This window comes from Cognatilysobacter lacus, from assembly GCF_008274655.1.
Lineage (GTDB): Bacteria > Pseudomonadota > Gammaproteobacteria > Xanthomonadales > Xanthomonadaceae > Cognatilysobacter > Cognatilysobacter lacus.
The window spans coordinates 1-25,418 of record NZ_VTRV01000022.1; the positions used below are offsets into that span (position 1 = coordinate 1).

Below are 25,418 nucleotides of genomic sequence, written 5' to 3' on the forward strand. Positions count from 1 at the left end.
CGCGATGCGCACGGCGCCCCTGCGGTCTTCGTGGTCGACGCGAGCGGCACCGCGCGCCTGCGACCGGTCCGCATCGGCGCATACGTCGCCGACGCCGTGCCCGTGCTCGCGGGTATCCGCGCGAGCGACTGGATCGTCAGCGCCGGCGGACACCTGCTGCGCGACGGCCAGAAAGTCTCGCCGGTCGACCGCGACAACCGCACCGTCAGCCCCTGATTCCACGCCGGCACGCGTCGGCCCTGTCGAGCCATCTCCATGCGCTTCAATCTTTCCGAATGGGCGCTGCGCCATCGCAGCCTCGTCGTCTACGCGATGGTGGTGCTGGCGATCGCCGGTGCGCTTGCGTATCTAAGGCTCGGCCGCAGCGAGGACCCGCGCTTCACCTTCAAGGTGATGGTGGTGCGCACGCTGTGGCCCGGTGCGACGGCCGACGAGGTCGCCTCGCAGGTGACCGAACGCATAGAGAAGAAGCTGATGGAGACCGGGCGCTACGAGTTCATCCGCTCGTATTCGCGGCCGGGCGAATCGCAGGTCATGTTCGTCGCCAAGGACTCGATGCCGTCGGAGGAAATCCCGCAGCTCTGGTACCAGGTGCGCAAGAAGGTGGGGGACATCAAGCCCGCGTTGCCGCGCGACGTGCAGGGCCCGTATTTCAACGACGAGTTCGGCGATACGTTCGGCAACATCTACGCGCTGACCGGAAAGGGTTTCGATTACGCCGTGCTCAAGCACTACGCCGAGCGCGTGCAACTGCAACTGCAGAAGCAGAAGGACGTCGGCAAGATCGAACTGTTCGGCGTGCAGGACGAGAAGGTGTGGGTCGAGCTCGACAACACCAAGCTGGCCACGCTCGGCGTGCCGGTACAGGCGGTGTTCGACGCACTGAACGCGCAGAACGCCGTGGCGCCGTCCGGTGTCTTCGAGACCCCGACCAGCCGCATCGCGTTGCGCGTCGACGGGCGCTTCGAATCGGTCGACGCGATCCGCGACTTCCCGGTGCGCGCGGGCGACCGCACCTTCCGGCTCGCGGACGTGGCGACGGTGCATCGCGGCTTCGGCGATCCGCCCGCGCCACGCATGCGCTTCATGGGCGAGGACGCGATCGGGATCGGCGTGGCGATGAAGGACGGCGGCGATATCCTGGTGCTCGGCCGCACACTGCAGGCCGAGTTCGATCGCCTGCAGAAGACGCTGCCGGCGGGCATGGAGTTGCGCAAGGTGTCGGACCAGCCGGCCGCGGTGGAGGAGTCGGTCGGCGAATTCGTGCGCGTGCTGGCCGAGGCCGTGGCGATCGTGCTGCTGGTGAGTTTCTTCTCGCTGGGCCTGCGCACCGGCCTGGTGGTGGCGCTGTCGATACCGCTGGTGCTCGCGATGACGTTCGCCGTGATGCAGTACTTCGGCGTCGGCCTGCACAAGATTTCGCTGGGCGCGCTGGTGCTCGCGCTGGGCCTGCTGGTCGACGACGCGATCATTGCCGTGGAAATGATGGCGATCAAGATGGAGCAGGGTTTCAGTCGCATGAAAGCCGCGGCGTTCGCGTGGGAATCGACCGCATTCCCGATGCTGACGGGCACGCTGATCACGGCCGCCGGTTTCCTGCCGATCGCGATGGCACAGTCGAGTACCGGCGAATACACGCGCTCGCTGTTCCAGGTGGTGACGATCGCGTTGCTGGTTTCCTGGCTCGCGGCGGTGGTGTTCATTCCGTACCTCGGCGATCGCCTCTTGCCCGACCACGGCCATGCCGCGCCGAAGCCCGGTTCGCTCGCGGCGCGCTGGCACGCGATGCGGCAGCGCGCGGCCGATCGTTCCCCTGCGTTCGCGCGCGTGCTGGCCCCGCCGCCGGCGGCGGGCGACGGGCATGTCCATGACCCGTACGGAACCGCGTTCTACCGCCGGTTCCGCGGCTGGGTGCTGTGGTGCGTGCGCCGCCGCAAGACCGTGCTCGTGATCACCGCGGCGGCTTTCGTCGCGTCGATCCTGCTGTTCCGTTTCGTGCCGCAGCAGTTCTTCCCGGACTCGGTTCGCCCCGAGCTGATGATCGACATGGAGCTCGCCGAAGGCAGCTCGGTGAAGCAGACCGCGGCGCGTGCCGAAGCGCTCGAGACGATCCTCGCCACCCGCAAGGACCTGGCGAACTACGTGGACTACGTGGGCACCGGCTCGCCGCGCTTTTACCTACCGCTCGACCAGCAGCTGCCGGCCTCCAACTTCGCGCAGTTCGTGCTGGTGCCCAGGGACATCGCCGCGCGGGAAGCGTTGCGCACGTGGCTGATCCGCGAGGTCTTCCCGCGCTTTCCCGACCTGCAATTGCGCGTCACGCGGCTCGAGAACGGCCCGCCGGTCGGATATCCGATCCAGCTGCGGGTTTCCGGCGAACACATCGAGGACGTGCGGCGAATTGCCGCGCAGGTGCGCGAGAAGGTGCTCGCCAATCCGCACGTCGCCAACGTCAACCTCGACTGGGACGAGCCGAGCAAGGTGGTCCGCCTCGTGATCGACCAGACGCGCGCACGCGCGCTCGGCGTGACCTCATCGCAGTTGTCGCAGACGCTCGCGGGTGCGCTGTCGGGTAGCAACGTGGGCACCTATCGGGAGGGCAACGAGCTGATCGGCATCGACGTGCGCGGCGCGGCGCGTGATCGCGTCGACCCTGGGGCACTCGGCTCGCTGATGATCCCGACGTCGAACGGTCGTGCAGTACCGCTCACGCAGGTCGCGCGGCTCGACTACGGGTTCGAGGACGGCATCATCTGGCACCGCGACCGTTTGCCGACCGTCACCGTGCGCGCGGACATCCGCGACGCGCTGACGCCGCCCACCGTCGTCGAACAATTGATGCCCGCGGTCGCAGCGCTGCGCGCGCAGTTGCCCGACGGCTATGCGATCGACGTCGGCGGTACCGTGGAAGACTCCGCCCGCGGGCAGGATTCGATCAAGGCCGGCATGCCGCTGTTCGTCTTCGTCGTGTTCACGCTGCTGATGCTGCAGCTGCGCAGCGTGTCGCGCAGCGTCATGGTGTTCCTGACGGCGCCGCTCGGGCTGATCGGCGTCACGCTGTTCCTGCTGGTGTTCCGCGTGCCGTTCGGCTTCGTGGCGATGTTGGGCACCATCGCACTGGCCGGCATGATCATGCGCAACTCGGTGATCCTGGTGGACCAGATCGAACAGGACCGGCTCGACGGCCGCGAAGCCTGGGACGCCATCGTCGAAGCCACGGTGCGCCGCTTCCGCCCGATCGTGCTGACCGCGCTCGCGGCGATCCTCGCGATGATCCCGTTGTCGCGCAGCGCGTTCTTCGGGCCGATGGCGGTGGCGATCATGGGCGGGTTGCTGGTCGCGACATTCCTGACGCTGCTGTTCCTGCCGGCGCTGTACGCGGCCTGGTTCCGGGTAAAGGTGCCCGGTGACGAGCGGTCGCCCGACGACGCCGCGGACGCAGTCGCGGCGCCGGCATGACAGCGCCAGTGACGTCGTCAGCCTGCACGCAGGACGAGCGCTCGACTCAGAAGTCGAACACGTGCTCGACGTCGTCACCCGCGGCGTTGCGCGCGACCAGCAGACGCGCGAGGTCGTGTACGCGGGTGACCAGCGCACGCCGCTCGTAGCCCGGCCGGGTCAGGATGGGCTGGCGAAACAGCAGCCGCGTGCCGTTTGGCGCCGCCGATGTTTCGGGCATGACCACGGTGACCAGCACGTCGCCGCGATTGCCCGCGATCTCGACGAAGGAGCCGCCCGCGCGAGCAAGCGCCGTGGCCGCCGGTGTGAACGCCTGGTAGCGCGGCATCTCCACGCGCGCGGTGTCGCCCGAACGCGCGACGAGGCGCACCGCCCGCAGCGGCTGCGGCGCGTTCGTAGGCAGGTGGGCGACCAGCGTCGACGTGGTCGGCTTCGCGACTTCGAACGCCGAGTGGGTCGCCTTCTCGATGAGCGCGGCGTAACCCGCCTTGATCAGCCATTCGCTCGTCAGCAGGTAGCGCCGCTCCCATTTGCGCACCAGGTGCGGCCCCGTCGCGGGTGCCTTCCACAGCGCTTTGAGCGGCGCGATGAAATCGAACTCGTACCAGGGCCGCACGCGGATGAAGTCGACGTAGTCGCGCGCTTCCTGCGCCGCCAGACGATCTTCCGGCGTCGACAGGGGCGGCGCGCCCAGTTCGCCGAGCCGACCGATCAGCGTTTCATACGCACCCTTGATGGCGTATTCGACTGTCGTGCTGGCGCCGATGACCACGATCATCGTGTGGTATTCGCCGTTGAACGCCCAGCGCCCGCGCACCGCATCGTTCACGCGTCCGTAGGCGTGCCAGAACTGCGCGATGTGCGCGAAGTAGGGAAACCGGCACGGCGCCTGTCCGGCCGCGAGCATGTCCGCGTATTCGTCCGGACTGAAGACCAGGAACCACTCGGGGAACGTCAGGAACGTCTGGTCGCCCGTGCGGCGCTCGGTCGCGGGGATCGCAAGCGATGCCGGCTGCGCCTCGGTCGCAGCCATCGTGCGCGGCGGCACGGCGGACGCGGCGTTTTGCGAGAGCATCGCCGCCAGCGCGACGGTGAGCACCGCGGGCAGGAGACGTCTCACGTGCGTCGAAATGCCAGCAGTGTGTTGAGCGTCGGATCGTGCGCCTGCAGGACGCCGTCGCCCATCGGTTCGAAGCCATGGCGGCCGAGGATCGCGACCCAGTCGGCGATCGTGCGGAAATGGCGCAACTCCTTGGCGTTCGTTTCCCACGAAACGCCCAGGCCCGCGTTGAACACCGTGTGTGCCAGGCTCACCAACGCGTTCGTGTCGGCGTCGGTGACGTCGTGGTCGCGCAGGATCAGCACGCCGCCCTTGCGCAAGACGCGCTGCAGGGAGGCGATGAACGTGTCGAGCCGATCCAGCGGGATATGGTGCAGTCCGATCAGGCAGGTGACGAGGTCGAGGCTTTCGTCGGGAACGGCCTCGCGCGCGACCGGTGCGTAATCGTCGAGCGGCACGAACCGGCCGATCCTGCGTAGCCCGCCGCGCTCGACGATGTCGACCGGCGAGTAGGTCGGTGCCGTGTCGTGCAGGAACACCAGGTCACCGCGCAACTGCACGTGCTTGCGGAGGTCGCTCGCATAGCGGCCGGTGCTGCCGATTTCCATGTGGCCGTCGAAGCGGCGGCGATCGCCGAGCAGCTGCAGCATCTGCCGCGACATCTCCTTCTTCTGCTTCGACAGCGAAGGCACCGCGTGCGTCAGCTCCGAAAGAAAGGGCTTGATCGTCGGAAGCTTGGCCTGCAGCGCGCGGTAGATGGATTCGTCGTCGGCGTGCACGCGCACGGTGTCGCGGATGAGTGTGTGGAAGCGATCCTCCGGATAGAGCCGGTAGATGTTCTGCAGGAAGCGGTAGAACGCATCGCTGCCGCGCGTGTCGCCGTACACGGCATGGAAGTCGCCGGGCGGCGAAGCGGGCGTGGCGATGTCCATGCGGTCCTCGTGGAGTTGGGGCGCGTAGTAGGTGTCCCACAGGACGTTGCGCCAGCGGAAGTCCGGGTCGAGCCGTGTCTTCAGGGCGAACATTTCCTGCGCGCGTGGGTAGGCACGGTGGAACTGTTCGCGCGTGGCGTGCGGCTGGTAGGGCAGGTAGTAGGTGCCGCCACAGTCGAGTGCGGCGTCGATGAGCTCCCGCGTCCACACCGAGACACGCGCCTTTGCGTTCTCGCGCGTGCGCTGCTTGTGGTACAGCACGAACGCGAATGTCTCCCCGCGCGCCCAGGCCATCAGCGAGCCGGGGTCGGCGAATGCATGCCGCACCGACACATTGACCGCATTGACCCGATGCCGCGCGAGGATCTCCGCCATGCGCGGCACGAACTCGTCGAACCGGTCGACCGGGACGAAGTATTCCTGCAGCACGTACGTCGATTTGCGACGCGACGCGGGTTCGAGTTCGGCCACGTCGTAGCCGGCCTCGTAGTTGCGCCAGTGCACGGGTTTCGAGAGATACAGCAGCGGGTCGAGCAGGCGTTCGCGTCGGAACTTGCCGCCACGCGTCTCGGTGAACGCCCACATGAAGTAACGGTGCAGCGGGAAATGCCGGCGCAGCGGTTGCAGCCGGTCGGCGACCGTCGCCGCCCGCTGCGTGCGCCGCCATGTCACTGCGCGGGCGCGACGGTAATGCGGGGGATACAGGTCGGCGTTGTGGAAGACGGTCTCGCGGTCGTTGCGCACGTGTTCGCGAAACCAATCGGCGTAGCGCGATGTCGGCATGCAGGCATGCGTGCGCTCCACGCGCACGTTGGCATCGAGCGAGAGCTCCGCCTCGACGATCACGCCGAGCCCGCCGTAGCCGCCGATCGCGCCGTAGAACAGCTCGGCCTCCCGGTCGGGGCTCGCATCGACGATCGAGCCGTCGGCCAGCACGATCCGGATCGACCGCACCGACAGGATCAGCGGGCCGAGCCCGACGTAGCGCCCGTGCACGTTGACGCTGAGCGAGCCGCCGACGGTGAAGTTGGCGTAGGTCTGCATGATGCGAACGGACAGGTCGTGCGGGTCGACAAAGCGCTGGATGTCGCACCAGCGGATGCCGGCTTCCACCCGGATCGTGCGCGCCTGCGGGTCGAAGCGCAGCACGCGGTTCATGCGCCGCATATCCAGATGCAGGCTATCCGGGCTCGCAGTCTGGCCGCCCATGCTGAAGTGGCCGCCGCCCACGCAGATCGCGCCTTCGCTGCGACGGACCGCATCGACGACCTCGACGGTCGACGTCGGCGTCGCGACGGCCCAGACGCGCACGGGGTTCAGTCGCGTGACGTCGTTGACGAGGATGCCGGCGTGGCCGGCAGGCGATTCAGGCCGGTTCATGGATCGCCACCTGCAGGTAGTCGTAGCCACGCAGGCGCGGATCGTCGCCGTACTGGTTGGCGCCGTGCGTGCCGCGGGTCAGGAGCAGGCGCCAGGCGAGGACCACCGGCCCCAGCACAGGAATGATCGGCACCAGCAGCCACCACGCCGAGCGCGCCTGGTCGTGCAGTCGCCGGGTGAACAGGGACGCGAGCACGGCGAAGTACGGCGGATACAACGCGAGCGTGCTGTCGAAGCCGACCACGCGCTCGAGAAACACGAACAGCACGACGAATACGAGGGTGGCGGCGGTCAGCCTCGCAAGAAAGTCGCGGCGGCGCAGACGCCCGGCGCGGCGCGTCCAGCCGGTCAGATGCTTCGTCATCGCGCGACCTCCCCGTCGCCAATGCCTGCGCCATGGTAGCCGGCGCGATCCTCCGGGCGCCTTATCCCGCGGCCGACACGAGTTCGGCGCGCGGCCCCGCCACCGGCGACACCCACGCGCGCGACTCGAAGCCAGCCTCGCGGAATGCCTGCTGCATCGCAGGCGCCGCAGCCTCCGCGGCATCGCGCGACGCGAACCAGGCGAACACGCTTGGCCCCGCGCCGGACAGGCTCGCACCGATCGCGCCGTGCGCCATCGCCGCATGCTTGACCACATCGAAGCCGGGAACGAGCGCCGCGCGTCGCGGCTCGGCCAGCACGTCCTGCAGTCCCTCGCGGATCAGCTCGACATCGCCGCGTTCGAGCCCCGTGACGAACAGCGCGAGATGCGCGCCATGGCGAACGACAGTGGACAACGGATACGGGTCCTTCAGCACCTCGCGGGAGCGCTGCGTTTCCAGCACCTGGTCCGGATGCACGACGACGCAATGCAGCCAATCCGGCACCGGCAGCGGCAGCAGGCGCGTGAGCGTGGCCAGCGTGATGCCGCCGAGCAGCATCGGGCCGACGTTGTCGCCCTGCCGGCTCTGGCTAGACGCGAATTCCCCCTCGATGGCGTACGGGTACAGCGCTTCGCGGGCCAAGGGGGCGTCGAGCAGCGCGTTCGCGGCAACCAGCGCGGCGACGCAGGACGCCGCCGAGCCCCCGAGGCCGGCGCCGATCGGAATGCCCTTGTCCAGTTCGATCTCGAAGCCGTTGCCGAGCCCGAGGCCCGTCACCAGCGCACGCACGGCGAGCCCGGCGGTATTGCGCGCCGGATCCAGCGGGATGCGCGCGACCGCGTCGCCGTCGCCGCGCACCGCGAGGATCCGCACGCCGGGCGCATCGACACGGCGCACCGTGGCACGGTCCTGCAGGCCGAAAATCGTGTGACCAAGCAGGTCGAAGCCCACGCCGATGTTGCCGACGCCGGCGGGCGCGGTGGCGGTGGCCTCGCAGCGGTCAGTGGATGGGGACATCGCGCCTCCGGCGGGTCGAGCCCGCATTATCGGGCACGGCCGCTGGTCCCTCGGGTGCGCCCGTGGTCAAATGCCGCGAGAAGCGGGGGTACCGGCCAGTCCGGTTGAGAGAGTCCCTTCGAACCTGACGCGGTTGAGACCGCCGTAGGGAAGCTTCGCCGGCCGCCCTGCGTCCGCGCGCCGCCCGCTCAGTGACCCATGCCGGACAACGCGTCCGGACTCTGCCCCGCCGCGCGGGGCGCATGCAGCGGACGAACCGATGAACGCAGTCGCCACCGAACTCCTCCAGCAGGCCGAAAAGCTTTCGGCCGACGTCGTTCGACCCATTCCGGGCTCGCGCAAGATCCACGTCGAAGGCTCGCGCCCCGACATCCGCGTGCCGATGCGCGAAATCGCGCTCGCACGCACCCCGACGCTCTTCGGCGGCGAGGAGAACGCGGCGCTCGCCGTCTACGACTGCACTGGCCCGTACACCGACGAGACCGCGACGATCGACCTGTCGACCGGGCTGGCGCCGCTGCGCGCGCGGTGGATCGAAGAGCGCGGCGACACCGAAGCGCTGCATGGCCTGACGTCGGAATTCGGCCGCGCGCGCGAACACGATGCGAAGCTAGCGCACATCCGCTTCGGCAATCGCGTGCTGCCGCGCCGGGCGATCGGTGGCGCGAACGTCACCCAGATGCACTACGCACGCAAGGGCATCGTTACGCCCGAGATGGAGTTCATCGCGATCCGCGAGAACCAGCGCATCGAATCGATCCGCGAGGCGCACCTGCTGCGCCAGCATCCGGGTGAGAACTTCGGCGCGAGCATCCAGAAGATCATCACGCCCGAGTTCGTGCGCGACGAAGTCGCCCGCGGCCGCGCGATCATCCCCAACAACATCAATCATCCCGAAAGCGAGCCGATGATCATCGGCCGCAACTTCCTGACCAAGGTCAACGCGAACATCGGCAACAGCGCGGTGTCGTCGGGCATTGCCGAGGAAGTGGAGAAGCTCGTCTGGTCGATGCGCTGGGGCGCCGACACGGTGATGGACCTGTCCACTGGCAAGCACATCCACGAGACGCGCGAGTGGATCATCCGCAATTCGCCGGTGCCGATCGGCACGGTGCCGATCTACCAGGCGCTGGAGAAGGTCGACGGCCGCGCGGAAGAGCTCAACTGGGAGATATTCCGCGACACGCTGATCGAACAGGCGGAGCAGGGCGTCGACTACTTCACCATCCACGCCGGCGTGCTGCTGCGCTACGTGCCGCTGACTGCCGGTCGCGTGACCGGCATCGTTTCGCGAGGCGGTTCGATCATGGCGAAGTGGTGCCTCGCGCACCACAAGGAAAACTTCCTCTACACGCATTTCGAGGACATCTGCGAAATCATGAAGGCGTACGACGTCGCCTTCTCGCTCGGCGACGGCCTGCGGCCGGGCTCGATTGCTGATGCCAACGATGCCGCGCAGTTCGGCGAACTCGAAACGCTCGGCGAGCTCACCAAGATCGCGTGGAAGCACGACGTGCAGACCATGATTGAAGGTCCCGGCCACGTGCCGATGCACATGATCAAGGAGAACATGGACAAGCAGCTCGCCGAGTGCGGCGAGGCGCCGTTCTACACGCTCGGGCCGCTGACCACCGACATCGCGCCCGGCTACGACCACATCACGTCGGCGATCGGTGCCGCGATGATCGGCTGGTTCGGCACCGCGATGCTCTGCTACGTCACGCCCAAGGAGCACCTCGGCCTGCCGAACAAGCAGGACGTGCGCGAAGGCCTGATGGCCTACAAGATCGCAGCGCATGCCGCCGACCTCGCCAAGGGCCACCCTGGCGCGCAGGCGCGCGACAACGCGATGAGCAAGGCGCGCTTCGAGTTCCGCTGGGAAGACCAGTTCAACCTCGGCCTCGATCCGGAACGCGCCCGCGAGTACCACGACGAAACGCTGCCGAAGGACGCGCACAAGAGCGCGCACTTCTGCTCGATGTGCGGCCCGCATTTCTGCTCGATGAAGATCACGCAGGACGTGCGCGACTACGCCAAGGAACACCCGGAGTCGCTCATCGACATCGAGAAGGGCATGGCGGAGAAGTCGGCCGAGTTCCGTGCGTTGGGTGCCGAGGTCTATCGGAAGGCGTGAAGATGGGCGATGCGTTCTCTGCTACCCGTGTAAGCGCGCCACTGCAGGGCGCGGCTGATCCGTTCGATCGTCCGGTCATCGTGCTCAGCGCACCGCGCTCGGGCTCGACGATGCTGTTCGAGGCCATGGCGCGTGCCCCGGCGCTCTACACGATCGGAGGCGAGAGCCACCGCGCGTTCGAGAGCCTGCGTGCGCTGCATCCGGCCTCGCACGGTTTCGATTCAAATCGGCTGACCGAGGCCAACGCCGACCCAGCAACCGTGCAGGCACTGCGCGACAACCTGTTGGCCGCATTGCGCGACCGCGAGGGACGCCCGCCGTCGGCGTGGCCGGTCCGGCTGCTGGAAAAGACGCCCAAGAACAGCCTGAGAGTGCCTTTCCTGCGTGCGGTGTTTCCCGATGCGCATTTCGTCGTGCTGTACCGCAAGCCGCGCGATGTGTTGGCCAGCATGATCGACGCCTGGCGCTCGGGACGATTCCGCACGTATCCGCAGTTGCCTGGTTGGCGCGGACTGCCCTGGTCTTTGCTGCTGGTGCCCGGCTGGCGCGACCTCGTGGGCCGCACGCTCGAAGAAATCGTTGCGTGTCAGTGGGCGACGACGATGGACATACTGCTCGACGACCTCGATGGGTTGCCCACCGACGTCCCTGTTGCCCGGGTGCGCTACGACACGTTGCTGGAATCGTCGCGCGCGGAACTGGAGCGCGTCTGTGCCTTCGCCGGGCTGGGATGGGACCTGCCGGTGCAACAGCTTCCGCTTTCGCGCTACACGCTGACGCCGCCTGATCCTGACAAATGGCGTCGCCACGAAGCCGAACTGGAGCGGGTGCTGCCCCTCATCACCGGGACGATCGATCGCGTCGAGCGGTTCTTCGCTACCCCCGCGCCTGACAATCCGTCGACACAACTCGGAGCCTCGCAATGAAGCTCGCCGCGCCTTTCATCCAGCTTCCGCTGCACGTGGACGCCGCGCGACTCGAAGCGGAGGTGGCTCGACTCGGCGAAGCGCCGTGGCGTCCGCACCCGCAGGGCTTCGCGGGCAATTCGATGTTGCCGCTGGTATCGGTCGGCGGGGACCCGGCGAACGAGGCGTTCGAAGGCATCATGGCACCCACGCCGGCGCTCCGGGCGTGTCCCTACATGCTGCAGGTTTTCGCCAGCCTGCGGGCAACGGTAGGGCGCAGCCGACTGATGCGCCTGTCAGGACAGGCCGAGGTGACCCGCCACGTTGACCAGGGCTATTACTGGGCCGAGCGGGTTCGCGTGCACGTTCCGATCGTCACCCAGCCGACAGTGCGTTTCGAGTGTGGCGGCGACGCCATCAACATGGCGGCAGGCGAGTGCTGGATCTTCGACACCTGGCGACAGCATCGCGTGATCAACGACGCCAATCAGGATCGCATCCACCTCGTTGTCGACACGGTTGGCGGCGGTCGTTTTTGGGATCTCGTGGCCGCCGGCCGGCCGGTGGGGCAGGTTGTTCACGGATGGGCATCGCAGCTGGTCGCGCCTTCCGCCGCGATGCCGACGATCCTTTGCGAACGGGTCAACGTACCGACGGTCATGAGTCCGTGGGAGATGGCCGGGTACTTTCAGCTGCTCTTCGAGGATACGGTGACTCACCCCGCGCTGGCGCGCCTCAAAGTTGCCGTGGGCCGATTCATCAACACGTGGCGCGGGCTGTGGTTTGCGCACGGTGACTCCATTGGCGCTCGTCCGCATTACCAGCCCGCCCTGCGCGCGTTCGTCGTCGAGGCCCGCCCACTGGCGCACGGTGTCGTGCTGACGAATGAGATCAGCTGGTACTCGGCGATGCTGACGCTGATCGCGAGGTATGCCGCTGGCGACCTGCGTTCTGCTGGCGCGCCGGCAGGGTGATCACCAATGAGGAAAAGGCCGCCCCGGGGCGGCCTTCCTTTTGCTCGGCATAGCGGCATCAGTACTTGGGCTTGTCGCTCGCGCCCTCGTAACTGCTCATCGCTTCGCGCAGGATCCTGCGTGCCTCCTCTGCATCGCCCCAGCCGTCGAGCTTCACCCACTTGCCCTTCTCTAGATCCTTGTAGTGCTCGAAGAAATGGCCGATGCGCTCGCACCAGTGCGGCGACACCTGGTGGATGTCCTGGATGTGCGAGTAGCCGTTGAACACCTTGTCGATCGGCACCGCGAGGATCTTCTCGTCCGAGCCGGCCTCGTCCGACATCTTGAGTACGCCGACGGGGCGGCAGCGGATCACGGAGCCGGGAATCAGCGGCAGCGGCAGGATGACCAGCACGTCGGCCGGATCGCCGTCGCCGCAGACGGTGTCGGGGACGTAGCCGTAGTTGCACGGGTAGCGCATCGGGGTGGAGAGGATGCGGTCGACGAAGATCGCGCCCGACTCCTTGTCCACCTCGTACTTCACCGGCTCGGAATCCTTCGGGATCTCGATGATGACGTTGATCTCGTCCGGCGGATTCCGTCCGGTGGAAACGTGGCCCAGGCCCATGACTGCTCCAGATAACGGGCGCCCGCCGGTCGGCGGGCGCGGGGTGCGGATTCTATAGGCCCGCGTGTTGCGCTGCAGCAACGGCCTTTGGCTGGCGGATGGAGTCGACGAGGAAGCTCCATCCGCCAGCGCCGCTGTCAGGGCTCGCTCGGCGGGCGCCGGCGCAGGTACTCATCCGCCCAACGCTGCGTGACCTTGCCGGCGGCGTCGCGACCGCCGAGCCCGAAGGCGAGCGCGACCGCAACCGCGATTGCACCCAGCACCAACCCGAAGGCAAGGTTGACGATGTCGTCGGCGACACCCATTGCGCGCAGGCCCATCGCGGTGACCAGGCCCAGGATCGAGAACCGGGCCAGCCGCGCGAGGCCGCGGCTCTGCGGGTTCGCCCGCTCGACCGCGCGACCGGCGACGTCCGCCAGCCACCAGCCGACGCCGAGGATGACGAGGCCCAGCAGCACGGCTGCGCCGAAGTCGATGAACTGCTGCAGCAGCGCATTGATCCCGGCGAAGCCGAGCAGCGAGGCCGCCTCGACGGTGGCGAACAACATCACGAAGAACAGCGCGAGCTTGCCGGCGAACGCCGACAGCGTGCCGCCGCTGCGCACGTCAGCCGATGCAGCGGTGGTGGTCACGCCAACCGGCGGTTGCGCCATCGCGTCGACGGGTTGGAACGCGCCCTGCGATTCGGCCGCGCGCTCGAGGGTGGTGGTCGCCATCAACGCGTCCGAGCCGGTGCGTTCGGAGGGTGGCACCACGTCGGGATCGCGGAAGGCGTGGCCGAGGCCGAGCCGCGACGGCAGCCGGTCGAAGCCGAGGTCGGACAGCAGGCGCTCGACCAGGCTTGCCACGAAGCGGCCGATGAACCACGCAAGGATCAGGATCGCCGCGGCCGCCAGCAGGTTCGGGATCGCGTCGAAGAAGATCGACAGCATCCGCGTCAGCGGGGCGGAGATCGCGGTGATCCTGAGCGCGTCGAGCGCGGCGATCAGTGCCGGCACGATCACCATCACGAACGCGAGCGTGCCGCCGAGGTCGGACAGTTTCAGGCCGCGCGTATCGGGGTGCCGCTCGCTCCAGCGGTCGATGCCCGTGGCTGCCAGCAGGTTGCTGACCAGCCCGCGCACCGCCTTGGCGATCAGCCAGCCGACGCCGCCGATGATCACGGCCGCGAAGATGTTCGGCAGCATGCCCAGCAGGCTTGACGTCATGCCGGTGAGCGGCGTCATCAGGCCTTCGATCTGCAGCGCACCGACGATGGCGGGCAGGAACAGCAGCAGCACCAGCCAGTACGCCACGTTGCCCATCGACTGCGAGATCGGCTTCAGGTCCGCGCCTTGCGCCAGCCGCTCGTCCATCCGCGTCTTCGAGAGCGTGCGATTGACCAGCGTGCGCACGACGGTCGCGACCAGCCATGCAACCACGGCGAGCCCGACCGCGAGCAGCAGCCGCGGCAGGAACACCATGACCGACGTGGCGAGCGTGCTGAGCGGGCCGGACACGCCCTGCACCTGCAACACGCTGAACATGCCCAGCAGTGCCAGCAGCATGATCACCCAGAACACCACGCGCCCGGCGATGTCCTGGAAGTCGACGCTGGTCTGCGTATGCGCACCGAGGCGCTGGTTGGTGCCGATCGACGCCAGCGCGCGGCGCGTGGCATTGGCGGCGATCAGCGCGATGATCCAGCCGACCAGCAGGATCGCCACGCCACCGAGGATGCTCGGCAGGTACACGCCGAGCGAGTTTTGCAGCGAGTCTTGCCAAGGACGCTCGGGCACGGTCGGATCTCCATCTGCGCGCCGCGGGCCGCGACGTCAGCCGCTGACCGTAGCGCCGCATGCATCAAGATCACGTCGTGGAACAGCATCGCAAACGAAGAAGGGCGGCCATGGCCGCCCTTCGGGTCGAGCACGTCCGAATGATTACTGGCCCAGCAGCGGCACCAGCAGAAGCGCGACGATGTTGATGATCTTGATCAGCGGGTTGATCGCGGGGCCCGCAGTGTCCTTGTAGGGATCACCAACGGTGTCGCCGGTCACCGCGGCCTTGTGCGCTTCGGAACCTTTACCGCCGAAGTGGCCGTCCTCGATGTACTTCTTCGCGTTGTCCCACGCACCGCCGCCCGTGGTCATCGAGATCGCCACGAAGATGCCGGTCACGATCGTGCCGATCAGCAGGCCGCCCAGCGCCTTTGGACCCAGCACCAGGCCGACCACGATCGGTACCGCCACCGGCAGCAGCGAGGGGATGATCATTTCCTTGATCGCCGACTTCGTCAGCATGTCGACAGCGCGGTCGTACTGCGGCTTTCCGGTGCCTTCCATGATGCCGGGGATGTCGCGGAACTGCCGACGCACTTCCTCCACCACCGCGCCGGCGGCGCGCCCGACCGCTTCCATCGCCATCGCGCCGAACAGGTAGGGGATGAGACCGCCGATCAGCAGGCCGATGATCACGTAGTGGTCGGAGAGGTCGAACGTCATCGGCACTGCCGCTATGCCCGTCTTCGCCGCGCGCGCGAGGTTGGCCACGTCGAGGTTGTGCGTGTAGTCCGCGAACAGCACGAGCGCGGCGAGCGCGGCCGAGCCGATCGCATAGCCCTTGGTCACCGCCTTGGTCGTGTTGCCGACCGCGTCGAGCGGATCGGTGACGTTGCGTACCTCGGGCGGCAGGTCCGACATCTCGGCGATGCCGCCGGCGTTGTCGGTGATCGGGCCATAGGCGTCGAGCGCCACGATCATGCCGGCCATCGACAGCATCGCGGTCGCCGCGATCGCGATGCCGTACAGGCCACCGAAATGGAACGCGCCCCAGATCGCGGCGCACACCGCGATCACCGGCATCGCCGTGGACTTCATCGACACGCCGAGGCCCGCGATGATGTTGGTGCCGTGGCCGGTGGTCGATGACTGCGCGACGTGCCGCACCGGGCCGTATTGCGTGCCGGTGTAGTACTCGGTGATCCAGACGATCGCGCCCGTGAGCGCCAGGCCGATCAATGCGCAGTAATACAGGCTCATCGCGCCGTACTTGGAGTCGCTCATCATCTGCTGCGTCACGAAGAAGAACGCGATCGCCGCGAGCACCGCCGAGACGATGACGCCGCGATACAGCGCGCCCATGATCGAGCCGCCTTCCTTCACCTTGACCACGAACGTGCCGAGGATCGAGGCGATGATCGACACGCCACCGAGCACCAGCGGATACAGCACCGCATTGCGGCCGGCTTCTGCGGCGACCAGCCCGCCCAGCAGCATCGTCGCGATGATGGTGACCGCGTAGGTCTCGAACAGGTCGGCCGCCATGCCGGCGCAGTCGCCGACGTTGTCGCCCACGTTGTCGGCGATGACGGCGGGGTTACGCGGGTCGTCCTCGGGGATCCCGGCTTCGACCTTGCCCACCAGGTCGGCGCCGACGTCGGCGCCCTTGGTGAAGATGCCGCCGCCCAGTCGCGCGAAGATCGAGATCAGCGAGCTGCCGAACGCGAGGCCGACGAGCGCGTGCAGCGAATCGTGCTCGCTGTAGCCCATGTGCAGATGCAGGATCGCGAAGTAGCCGGCGACGCCAAGGAGCCCGAGGCCGACGACGAGCATGCCGGTGATCGCGCCGCCGCGGAACGCGACGTTCATCGCCGGGCCGATGCCGCGACGCGCCGCTTCGGCGGTGCGCACGTTGGCGCGCACCGAAACGTTCATGCCGATGTAGCCGGCCGCGCCCGAGAGCACCGCGCCGACCAGGAAGCCGATTGCGGTCGGCCAGTTTAGGAAGAAGCCGATCAGCAGCAGCAGCACGACGCCGGCGATCGCGATCGTCGTGTACTGGCGGTTGAGGTAGGCGCGCGCGCCTTCCTGGATCGCACCCGCGATCTCCTGCATCCGCGCATTTCCGGCGGGCTGTGCAGTGATCCAGCGCGCCGAGATGATCCCGTAAAGGATCGCTATGACGGCGCAGACCACCGCCAGCGTCAACCCGTGTTGCTCCAGCATGAACCCCTCCCCCAAACGAAGTTGGACATCGGAAAACCGTGTTTTGAAGCGTCGGCGGCGCTGCCGCGCGGACCGCCGGACTATGGCACACGCGTTAACGCCGGCGATGCTGCGCTGCGAGATCGACTGCGAGGCCTCCGATACCCGGTGAACCCCGGGTTCAGCGCCTGCATGCGAGTCTCGCCGCGTCCTGATCGGAGCTTCAGCCCATGCGACCTGCCGTATTCCTTTTCGCTCTTGCCCTCACCACGACCGCGTCGCTTGCCGCGACGCCGGAAATCGAACGCGCCGTCGGAACGCCGCAGGCCAACGGCGTGACGCATCTGGTGCGCGGCATTCCGGAAGCGTGCGCGTGGCTCGAAGGCACGTTCACCGGCAACGCGGCGTCGCCGTACCGGTTCCAGCCGGTGCGCAGCAGTCCGAGTTGCCAGGCGCGCGCGCGGCTGTTGGACCCGTCGAAAGCGCAGCCCTCCGAAGCGAAGGGCTGGAAGCTCAACGACCTCATCCGCGTGCCGTCGAAGGATTGCCCGGGCCTGCAGGCGGTGGTGGAGGTCTGGCGCAAGCCCACGACCGCCTCGGCGCCGCAGCTCGACGCACAGGGCCGCGCACGGATCTATCTGAAGGATGCGCACAACGCATCACAGAGCGCACCGGCCGCGTACACGGCGAAGGTGGCACTTGAGGGCAAGCCTTGCGGGTGATCGGAGTGGGGATGCGTCGCGTCGGCCCGTTCTAGCCCGGGTCAACCACGAGACCTTTGAGACCCGGGCGTTTGTAGTTCGCTCAGGGTGTGCAAAAGAAAACGGGCCCGACGGCCCGTTTTCCGTGTCCGCCCCAGGTGCGCTCAGCCGCCAGCTGACGTGGCGGCCGTACCAGGAGCGTCCGGAGCGGGCGTGGCGCCAGTTCCGCCCGCGGCGTTCGCCGAGGGGGCCGCCGCAGGCAGGGTCGTCGTCGGCTGCTTTCGCGCGGCGAGCGGATCGACGAGCGCCACCGGCGTCGCCGCGACCCTGTCAGCCGGCATGTTGAACTCCTCGCGTGCGAGAAGCTGCACGCACGTCCAGCCGAGGCCTGCGGTTACGTCCTTCAGCAGCTGCGCGCCGTTCGAGACAAGCTCATCGTTGCTGGGCGGGTTCACGTTTTCGCGGGTGTTCGCGTTGCAGGCGGCATTGGCTACCTGCCGCCCTGTCTTCGCATCGATCAGCTGCACCTGCACGCTATAGCCCACCCAGTAGGTCGCCCACTTGGTCGGGTAGTAGGCGAAGTTCCACCCACCCGATCGCACGTCGAGCACGTAGTCCGATTCCGGATGCAGTGCGGCGAGGTCCCTGGGCTTCTGCGCCTTTGTCGGCTGCGTGTCGGCCGGCGCGAGCCTGGCGCCGAAGGCACTCGACAACGCCGTGGCGAGCTGTTCCCGCACGAGGATGGCCGGGTCCTCCACATGGTTTTCGTCGACCAGCTTGTTGCCGGCGCCGACCATCGCAGCCGCGCCGAACAAGCCGAATGACGCCTTGCCTGCCGTCATCGCGACGAAGCTCGGACGCTCATGCGACGTCACCGCCACCGACCTTCCCTGGAGTTGTGCAGCGTCGTCGGCGCCCAGTTTGATCACCTGGTCCCTGGCGTGGGCCGAGCCCGCAGCGGCCAACGTCGCGGCCATCACTAAAGTCTTTTTCATATACGCCTCCCTGTAAGGGCGCGCTCCCCAGCGCACCTCACGCGCAGAGTAGACGAATGCGCAGCCGGTCACGCCTCGAACGCGGGCAAGCGTTTCTCGATGCACGGGAGCGGGATCCTCACGTACTTCGGCAGCCCATCACGCCCGTACTTCGGTGGTGCCTCCCCGCGAATCAGCGGCTCCAGGTAACGGCGCGCTGCATCGGTGATGCCGTAGCCGTCCTCGCGGATGAAGTCATCCGGCATCGTGCGTTCGTGGTTGGCGATGTCTTCGAGCGGCGCGGGTTCGATCTTCCAACGGTACGGGCGATCCCTGGTGCGCACGATCACCGGCATCACCGCATTGCGGCCCTTGACGGCGTAGTCGACGGCCGCCCGCCCGACCGCAACGGCCTGCTCCAGATCGGTTTCCGAAGCCAGGTGTCGGGCCGAGCGCTGCAGGTAGTCCGGCACCGTCCAGTGCACCTTGTAGCCGAGCGAATCCTTGACCCGCGCCGCGAGCAGCGGCGCAACGCCGCCCAGCTGGCTGTGGCCGAAGGCGTCCTTGCCGCCGCCGGCATCGGCGACGAACGTGCCGTCCGCGGCGCGGATGCCTTCGCTCGCGACGACCACGCAGTGCCCGACGCGCTCGACTACCTCGCGCACCTTCGCGAGGAACGCAGGCTCGTCGAATGCGCGCTCGGGGAAGAGGATCACGTGCGGCGCGTCGTCGGCCGTGCGGCCCGCCAGCCCGGCCGCAGCCGCGAGCCAGCCGGCGTGTCGGCCCATCGCCTCGTAGACGAACACCTTGGTCGATGTCGACGCCATCGCGGCCACGTCGAGCGCGGCCTCGCGTACCGACACCGCCGTGTACTTCGCCGCCGAGCCGAAGCCGGGGCAGGTGTCCGTCACGGCAAGGTCATTGTCGACCGTCTTGGGAACGCCGATGCACGCGAGCGGGTAGTCGAACTCCGCGGCCAGCCGCGACACCTTGAGCGCGGTGTCGGCCGAGTCGTTGCCGCCGTTGTAGAGGAAGTAGCGCACGTCGTGCGCCCGGAACACGTCGATCAGCCGCTGGTACTTCGCACGATCGGCGTCGAGCGAGCCTAGTTTGTAACGGCAAGAGCCGAATGCGCCGCCCGGCGTGCGCCCGAGGGCCGTCACCGTGGAGGCCGGCAGCGGGGTCGTGTCGATCAGCTCCTCGCGGAGCACGCCGAGGATGCCGTCGCGCGCGGCCAGCACGCGCAGGCCGTGGCGCCGGCCGGTCTCGATGACGGCAGCGGCGGTCGCGTTGATGACGGCGGTGACGCCGCCCGACTGGGCGTAGAGCAGGGTTGCGGCGGCCATGGGGATTCCAGGATTCGGGACGGTATGCGGTAAGCTGCCGACATCATGACGGCAACGGCGGCGCCGGGCATGCAGCGCCCGCCAACGTGCCGGTTTTCCGTGCAGCAGGAGCGACGAATGCGATTGGTACTTCTGGGAGCCCCGGGCTCGGGCAAGGGCACGCAGGCCGCGCGGCTCCGGGACCATTTGCAGGTACCGCACATCTCGACCGGCGACCTGCTGCGTGCCGAAGTGGCCGCCGGCAGCCCACTCGGGATCGAAGCCAAGGAGATCATGGCGCGGGGCGAGCTCGTCAGCGACGCGATCCTGCTGGGCATGCTCGAAGACCGCTTCTCGCGGCCGGACACCCGCAACGGCTTCATCCTCGACGGCTACCCGCGCAACCTCGCGCAGGCCGACGCCATGGGCACGCTTCTCGAGCGCATGGGCCAGCCGATGGACCATGCCGTCTGCCTCGACGTGCCGACGGAACTGCTCGTCGAACGCATCGCCGGCCGGGCCAAGGCCGAGGGCCGCGCCGACGACAGCCCGGAATCGGTGCGCAAGCGCCTGCAGATCTACAACGACTCGACCTCTCCAGTTGTCGACTACTACCGACAGCACGGCCAGCTCAAGGTCGTCGACGGCGTCGGTTCGCTCGACGACGTCTTCAATCGCATCCTCGAGACGATCGCGCCAGTCAAGGAAGTCGGTTGATCCCCCAGCCCTGCAAGGAAGCCCCGTGAAAGCCCTCATCGCCCTCGCGCTGATCGCCGTGTCCGGCGCGGCATTCGCCAACTCCGCCTGCGACCGTGTCAACAACGATTTCGACGGCCTGTATTGCCTCAACAAGGTGTACCAGCAGGCCGACACCGATCTCAACGCGGCCTTCAAGGCGCTCGGTGGCAAGCTCGACAGCGCTGGCCACACCGCGCTCAGGCAGGGGCAGCTGGCGTGGATGCGCCAGCGCAACGAACAGTGCTCGATGCGCAAGGGCGACGGGTTCTACGTCGACCTCCGTTGCGCCACGCGCACCACCATCGAGCGCACGCGTTTCCTGCAGGACCGCGTTCGCGAATGCGTGAGTTCGGGTTGCCGAAACAGCCGCCTGTCCTCGCCTTGACCCGTTCCCGCATCGCCGGGAACCGAATTCCGGATTCCCAATGAAGCTCCACATCCTCGGCATCGCGGGAACGTTCATGGGTGGCGTCGCGGCGCTCGCGCGCGAGCTCGGCCACGACGTGCAGGGCAGCGATCAGGCGATCTACCCGCCGATGTCGACCCAGCTCGAACAGATGGGCATCAACCTCGGCCATGGCTATTCGGCCGAATGGATCGACGCCGACTGCGACCAGGTGGTGATCGGCAACGCGCTCTCGCGCGGCAACGAGGCAGTCGAGCACGTGCTCGACACGCAGATGGACTACACCTCCGGCGCGCAATGGCTCGCCGAGAACGTGCTGCCCGGTCGCGAGACGATCGCGGTGGCCGGAACGCATGGCAAGACGACGACGACCTCGATCCTGGCGTACCTGCTTGAAGCGGCCCGCCGCGATCCGGGCTTCCTGATCGGCGGCGTGGCGGAGAACTTCGGCGTGTCCGCGCGGCTCGGAAGTGGCGACGAATTCGTGGTCGAGGCGGACGAATACGACACCGCGTTCTTCGACAAGCGCAGCAAGTTCGTGCACTACCGGCCGACGGTGGCGATCCTCAACAACCTCGAGTTCGACCACGCGGACATTTTCCCCGACGTCGCCGCGATCCAGCGCCAGTTCCACCATCTGGTGCGCACGGTGCCGCGTCGCGGCCGGTTGATCGTCAACGGCGCCGATGCACGCATCGCCGAAGTGCTGGAGATGGGTTGCTGGACGCCGGTCGAGACCTTCGGCCTTGCCGATGCCGACGTCAACGAGACGCCGTTCGACTGGACGGCGCGGCTGGTCGAACCCGATGGCTCGCGCTTCGTCGTGCTGTACGGCGGCAACGAGGTTGGCGAGGTGAAGTGGTCGTTGCTGGGTCGCCACAACGTGCTGAACGGGCTCGCGGCGCTTGCGGCGGCGAACGCGGTCGGCGTCGAGCCGGCGAAGGTCATCCCGTCGTTGAAGGGCTTCAAGAGTGTGAAGCGGCGCATGGAAATCGTCGGCGATGTCGGCGACGTGGCCGTGTACGACGACTTCGCGCACCACCCGACGGCGATCGAGACGACGCTCGAAGGCCTGCGTAGCCGGGTCGGCGACGCGCGCATCGCGGTCGCGATGGAGCCGCGCAGCAACTCGATGCGGCTGGGCGCGCACGCCGAAGCGTTGGCGCCGTCGCTGGCGCAGGCCGACATCGTGGTCTTCCTGGCTCGCCCGGAATTGTCATGGGACGCGACGAAAGTCATCGAAGCGATCCGTGGCGACGCCCTTGCGGTTTCCGACGTCGACGCGATGCTGACCGAGCTCCGCAATCGCGTGCATCCCGGCGACCATGTGGTCTTCATGTCCAATGGCGGCTTCGACGGCGCACCGCGCCGGTTTGTCGAGTTGCTGGACACCAAGGGCGTGTTGCCGGCGGGCGGCTGAGGTCGCGCGGCAGGCACGGCGATGAGATCGGTTCCGGACGCCAACGCGGCCGTCGAGGTCAGCGCGCTCAAGGCGGACAGCTTCGGACGCATCGCGCTCATGCGTGACGGCGACGGCCTGTTCGTGAGGCGCGATCTCGTGCACGTTCCGTTGTGGCTGCGGTTGCCTGCGTGGTGGCTGGCGCGGCGCGAGGCGCTGGGCCTGAAGGCCGTCCACGGCCTGGACGCGGTGCCGCAACTGCTGCGTTGGGACGGCCGTCGGCTGGATCGCAGCTACATGAGCGGCGCGGCCATGTACCAGCGCCCGCCGCATGGCGAGCTCGCCTATTTCCGCGCGGCGCGGCGCCTGCTGCAGCGGCTGCATCGCCGCGGCCTCGCGCACAACGACCTCGCGAAGGAAGCGAACTGGCTGGTGCTCGACGACGGCTCGCCCGCGGTGATCGACTTCCAGCTCGCCAGCCGCGGCAATGCGCGCTCGCCGTGGATGCGGTTGCTCGCGCGCGAGGACCTGCGCCATCTGCTCAAGCACAAGCGCACGTACTGCCCGGAAGCACTCACGCCCGTGGAGCGGCGGGTGCTGAAGCGGCGGTCCTGGGTGCGGCAGCTGTGGTTCGCAACCGGCAAGCACGCCTACCGTTTCATCACGCGTCGCGTCCTGCATTGGGAAGACAACGAGGGGCAGGGGCCGAAGCCCTGAGCCGCGTGGGTGGCGGCCAGTGCGCCGCCGACGGATCAAGCAAAAGCGCTGCGCGACGCGCCGCGAATCATGTGCACCGCCGTGCGGTCGGGGGCTCTCCGGACCTCCGCCGGCATCCGGCCGTGAAGCGTCCCGAACGAACGACGCGCCGGCACCGGCTACGCTAGCGAACCCGCACCACCTGCAACCGACCATGGCACTGTCCGGCAAGACCGTCTTCATCACCGGCGCCTCCCGCGGCATCGGCCGCGCCATTGCGTTGCGCGTGGCGCGTGACGGCGCCAACGTCGCGATCGTCGCGAAGTCGGGCGTCGCCAATCCCAAACTGCCGGGCACCATCCACAGCGTGGCCGAAGACGTCGCGCTCGCCGGAGGCACGCCGCTCGCGCTGCGCTGCGATATCCGCGAGGAGGACGACGTCCGCGCAGCAGTGGCCGCGACGGCCGACACGTTCGGTGGCATCGACATCCTCGTGAACAACGCCAGCGCGATCTGGCTGCGCGGCACCCTCGACACACCGATGAAGCGCTTCGACCTGATGCAGCAGGTCAACTCGCGCGGCACGTTCCTGGTCACACAGGCCTGCCTGCCGTGGCTCCTGCAGGCGCCGAACCCGCATGTGCTCACGCTCGCGCCGCCGCCGAGCCTCGATCCGAAATGGTGGGCGCCCCATACGGCGTACACGCTCGCGAAGATGGGCATGAGCCACGTCACGCTCGGGCTGGCTGCCGAGTTCGCGGCGCACGGCATCGCGATCGATGCGCTGTGGCCACGCACCATCATCGCCACCGACGCAATCAAGATGATCCCGGGTGTCGACGCCGCGCAGTGCCGCCGCCCCGAAATCGTCGCCGACGCCGCGCACGCGATCCTGACCCGCGCGGCAAGCGAAGGCACGGGTCGCTTCTTCATCGACGAGGACGTGCTGCGCGAAACCGGCGTCACCGATTTCTCGCACTACGCCGTCGATCCTTCGCGTCCCCTGCTACCCGACCTGTTCCTGGAGCCCGACGCATGAAATACCTGCACGCGATGGTTCGCGTTCGCGACCTCGACGCTTCGCTGCGCTTCTGGTGCGACGGCCTAGGCCTGGTGGAGAACCGGCGTCGAGACTATCCACAGGGCCGCTTCACGCTGGTCTACCTCGGCGCGCCGGCGAACCCGGAATCCGAAGTCGAGCTGACCTGGAACTACGACGCGGAGGACTACGGCACGGCGCGGAATTTCGGCCACCTCGCCTTCGCGGTCGACGACATCTACGCAAGCTGCGAGCGGCTGCAGTCGATGGGCTACACGATCAACCGGCCGCCGCGTGATGGCCACATGGCGTTCGTGCGCTCGCCTGACCTGATCTCGGTGGAGCTGCTGCAGCACGGCGCGCCGCTGTCGCCGCGCGAGCCCTGGGCGTCGATGGCAAACACGGGGGAATGGTGAGTGTCCGACTCTGATTCGCTGTTCGCGCTTTCCGAGCGCTACTACGTTCCCGTGTACCGGCCGCGCCGCATCGTGCTCGACCACGGCCGTGGCGCGCGCGTGTGGGATCGCGACGGGCGCGAGTACGTGGACTTCGGCGCCGGCATCGCCGTCAACGCGCTCGGCCACGCGCCGCCGGTGCTCATCGAAGCGCTCACCGCGCAGGCCGCCAAGCTCTGGCACACGAGCAACGTGTTCGTCTCGGAGCCGCCGATGCGGCTTGCGGAGGCGCTCGTCGAAGCATCGGGATTCGCCGAGCGCGTGTTCCTGTGCAACTCGGGCGCCGAAGCCAACGAAGCGGCGATCAAGCTCGCACGCAAATACGCCACCGCGCAGGGACGGCCGCCCGAGCGCCGCGTGATCCTGACCTTCGAAGGCAGCTTCCACGGCCGCACGCTGGCAACCGTCACCGCCACCGCGCAGCCGAAATACCACGAGGGCTTCGAGCCGTTGCCGGCGGGTTTCCGCTATGCGCCGTTCAACGACCTGGCTGCCGCCGAACACGCGATGGCAGCGGGCGATGTGTGTGCGGTGCTGGTCGAACCGGTGCAGGGCGAGGGCGGCGTCACACCGGCGACGCACGCATTCCTCGCCGGTTTGCGCGACCTCTGCGACCGCCACGGCGCGCTGCTGATGTTCGACGAGATCCAGTGCGGGATGTCGCGCACCGGTTCCCTGTTTGCGTGGCAGGGCGTCGACGTGCGCCCCGACGTGGTGACGCTCGCCAAGGCGCTCGGCAGCGGCTTTCCGATCGGCGCGATGCTCGCCGGCCCGGCGGCGGCGTCCACGCTGCAGTTCGGTGCGCACGGCACCACGTTCGGCGGGAATCCCCTGGCGGCGGCGGTCGCACTCGCCGCGCTCGGCGAGCTGTCGTCACCGGCGCTGCT

Annotated in this window: 21 protein-coding genes, 1 pseudogene and 1 riboswitch; of the genes and pseudogenes, 13 read left to right on the top strand and 9 right to left on the bottom strand. The window is 68.0% G+C overall.

The window, feature by feature from the left end; all coding sequences use genetic code 11:
• Together FW784_RS14245 and FW784_RS03365 are read left to right on the top strand one after the other, a co-directional pair.
• Nucleotides 1-216 (top strand): annotated as a pseudogene (locus FW784_RS14245) (efflux RND transporter periplasmic adaptor subunit); the annotation flags it as partial.
• A 39-nt stretch (nt 217-255) separates the two neighbouring features.
• Nucleotides 256-3,459, top strand: a complete 3,204-nt coding sequence (locus tag FW784_RS03365; RefSeq protein WP_149351953.1) for an efflux RND transporter permease subunit — start codon at nt 256-258, stop codon at nt 3,457-3,459.
• Nucleotides 3,460-3,505: 46 nt separating this feature from the next.
• Here FW784_RS03365 and FW784_RS03370 read toward each other — a convergent pair whose 3' ends face one another.
• The 4 genes from FW784_RS03370 to FW784_RS03385 all read right to left on the bottom strand — a co-directional run bounded on the left by FW784_RS03370 (nt 3,506) and on the right by FW784_RS03385 (nt 8,240).
• Entirely contained in the window at nt 3,506-4,579 is a 1,074-nt protein-coding gene (locus FW784_RS03370) for a hypothetical protein (RefSeq protein ID WP_149351954.1), read from the bottom strand.
• Nucleotides 4,576-6,831, bottom strand: coding sequence for an FAD-binding protein (locus FW784_RS03375; RefSeq protein WP_149351955.1), 2,256 nt, complete (start codon nt 6,829-6,831; stop codon nt 4,576-4,578). The genes FW784_RS03370 and FW784_RS03375 overlap by 4 nt, the downstream gene beginning before the upstream one ends.
• Entirely contained in the window at nt 6,818-7,195 is a 378-nt protein-coding gene (locus FW784_RS03380; protein ID WP_149351956.1) for a DUF805 domain-containing protein, read from the bottom strand. The genes FW784_RS03375 and FW784_RS03380 overlap by 14 nt, the downstream gene beginning before the upstream one ends.
• Nucleotides 7,196-7,256: 61 nt before the next feature.
• Nucleotides 7,257-8,240, bottom strand: coding sequence for a homoserine kinase (locus FW784_RS03385; RefSeq protein ID WP_149351957.1), 984 nt, complete (start codon nt 8,238-8,240; stop codon nt 7,257-7,259).
• A gap of 47 nt (nt 8,241-8,287) precedes the next feature.
• A riboswitch (TPP riboswitch) is annotated at nt 8,288-8,382 on the top strand.
• 90 nt (nt 8,383-8,472) lie between these two features.
• Here FW784_RS03385 and thiC point away from each other — a divergent pair.
• The 3 genes from thiC to FW784_RS03400 are packed head-to-tail and all read left to right on the top strand — an operon-like array spanning nt 8,473 to nt 12,226.
• Nucleotides 8,473-10,347 carry a phosphomethylpyrimidine synthase ThiC gene (gene thiC, locus FW784_RS03390; RefSeq protein WP_149351958.1) on the top strand — a complete coding sequence of 625 codons (1,875 nt, stop codon included), beginning with the start codon at nt 8,473-8,475 and terminating at the stop codon, nt 10,345-10,347.
• A 2-nt stretch (nt 10,348-10,349) separates the two neighbouring features.
• Nucleotides 10,350-11,273 (top strand): sulfotransferase family protein, encoded by a 924-nt coding sequence (locus FW784_RS03395; protein ID WP_235893556.1) that lies wholly within the window; start codon nt 10,350-10,352, stop codon nt 11,271-11,273.
• Entirely contained in the window at nt 11,270-12,226 is a 957-nt protein-coding gene (locus FW784_RS03400; protein WP_149351960.1) for an aspartyl/asparaginyl beta-hydroxylase domain-containing protein, read from the top strand. The genes FW784_RS03395 and FW784_RS03400 overlap by 4 nt, the downstream gene beginning before the upstream one ends.
• Before the next feature lie 58 nt (nt 12,227-12,284).
• Here FW784_RS03400 and ppa read toward each other — a convergent pair whose 3' ends face one another.
• The 3 genes from ppa to FW784_RS03415 form a co-directional block, all read right to left on the bottom strand.
• On the bottom strand, nt 12,285-12,833 hold the full coding sequence (gene ppa, locus FW784_RS03405; protein WP_149351961.1) for an inorganic diphosphatase: 549 nt from the start codon (nt 12,831-12,833) through the stop codon (nt 12,285-12,287).
• A gap of 137 nt (nt 12,834-12,970) precedes the next feature.
• A complete protein-coding gene (locus FW784_RS03410; RefSeq protein WP_149351962.1) occupies nt 12,971-14,611 on the bottom strand; it encodes a mechanosensitive ion channel in 1,641 nt (546 codons plus the stop codon).
• Nucleotides 14,612-14,755: 144 nt separating this feature from the next.
• A complete protein-coding gene (locus FW784_RS03415) occupies nt 14,756-16,819 on the bottom strand; it encodes a sodium-translocating pyrophosphatase (protein ID WP_149351963.1) in 2,064 nt (687 codons plus the stop codon).
• 209 nt (nt 16,820-17,028) lie between these two features.
• Here FW784_RS03415 and FW784_RS03420 point away from each other — a divergent pair, with 209 nt between their 5' ends.
• On the top strand, nt 17,029-17,520 hold the full coding sequence (locus FW784_RS03420) for a hypothetical protein (RefSeq protein ID WP_149351964.1): 492 nt from the start codon (nt 17,029-17,031) through the stop codon (nt 17,518-17,520).
• Between the two features lie 143 nt (nt 17,521-17,663).
• Here FW784_RS03420 and FW784_RS03425 read toward each other — a convergent pair whose 3' ends face one another.
• Complete coding sequence (locus tag FW784_RS03425; protein ID WP_149351965.1) at nt 17,664-18,494, bottom strand: hypothetical protein; 831 nt, start codon at nt 18,492-18,494, stop codon at nt 17,664-17,666.
• Between the two features lie 68 nt (nt 18,495-18,562).
• Complete coding sequence (locus FW784_RS03430; RefSeq protein ID WP_149351966.1) at nt 18,563-19,819, bottom strand: 6-phosphofructokinase; 1,257 nt, start codon at nt 19,817-19,819, stop codon at nt 18,563-18,565.
• Between the two features lie 117 nt (nt 19,820-19,936).
• Between FW784_RS03430 and FW784_RS03435 the strand changes: the two genes are divergently transcribed.
• The 7 genes from FW784_RS03435 to FW784_RS03465 all read left to right on the top strand — a co-directional run.
• Nucleotides 19,937-20,515, top strand: coding sequence for an adenylate kinase (locus tag FW784_RS03435; protein ID WP_149351967.1), 579 nt, complete (start codon nt 19,937-19,939; stop codon nt 20,513-20,515).
• Nucleotides 20,516-20,540: 25 nt separating this feature from the next.
• On the top strand, nt 20,541-20,921 hold the full coding sequence (locus tag FW784_RS03440; protein ID WP_149351968.1) for a lysozyme inhibitor LprI family protein: 381 nt from the start codon (nt 20,541-20,543) through the stop codon (nt 20,919-20,921).
• Between the two features lie 40 nt (nt 20,922-20,961).
• Nucleotides 20,962-22,362 carry a UDP-N-acetylmuramate:L-alanyl-gamma-D-glutamyl-meso-diaminopimelate ligase gene (gene mpl / locus FW784_RS03445; protein ID WP_149351969.1) on the top strand — a complete coding sequence of 467 codons (1,401 nt, stop codon included), beginning with the start codon at nt 20,962-20,964 and terminating at the stop codon, nt 22,360-22,362.
• Between the two features lie 21 nt (nt 22,363-22,383).
• Nucleotides 22,384-23,058, top strand: coding sequence for a protein kinase family protein (locus tag FW784_RS03450; protein ID WP_149351970.1), 675 nt, complete (start codon nt 22,384-22,386; stop codon nt 23,056-23,058).
• Between the two features lie 193 nt (nt 23,059-23,251).
• Nucleotides 23,252-24,076 (top strand): SDR family oxidoreductase, encoded by an 825-nt coding sequence (locus FW784_RS03455; RefSeq protein ID WP_149351971.1) that lies wholly within the window; start codon nt 23,252-23,254, stop codon nt 24,074-24,076.
• Complete coding sequence (locus FW784_RS03460; RefSeq protein ID WP_149351972.1) at nt 24,073-24,492, top strand: VOC family protein; 420 nt, start codon at nt 24,073-24,075, stop codon at nt 24,490-24,492. The genes FW784_RS03455 and FW784_RS03460 overlap by 4 nt, the downstream gene beginning before the upstream one ends.
• Nucleotides 24,493-25,418: aspartate aminotransferase family protein (locus FW784_RS03465; protein WP_149351973.1), on the top strand; the 926-nt coding region annotated here is incomplete at its 3' end.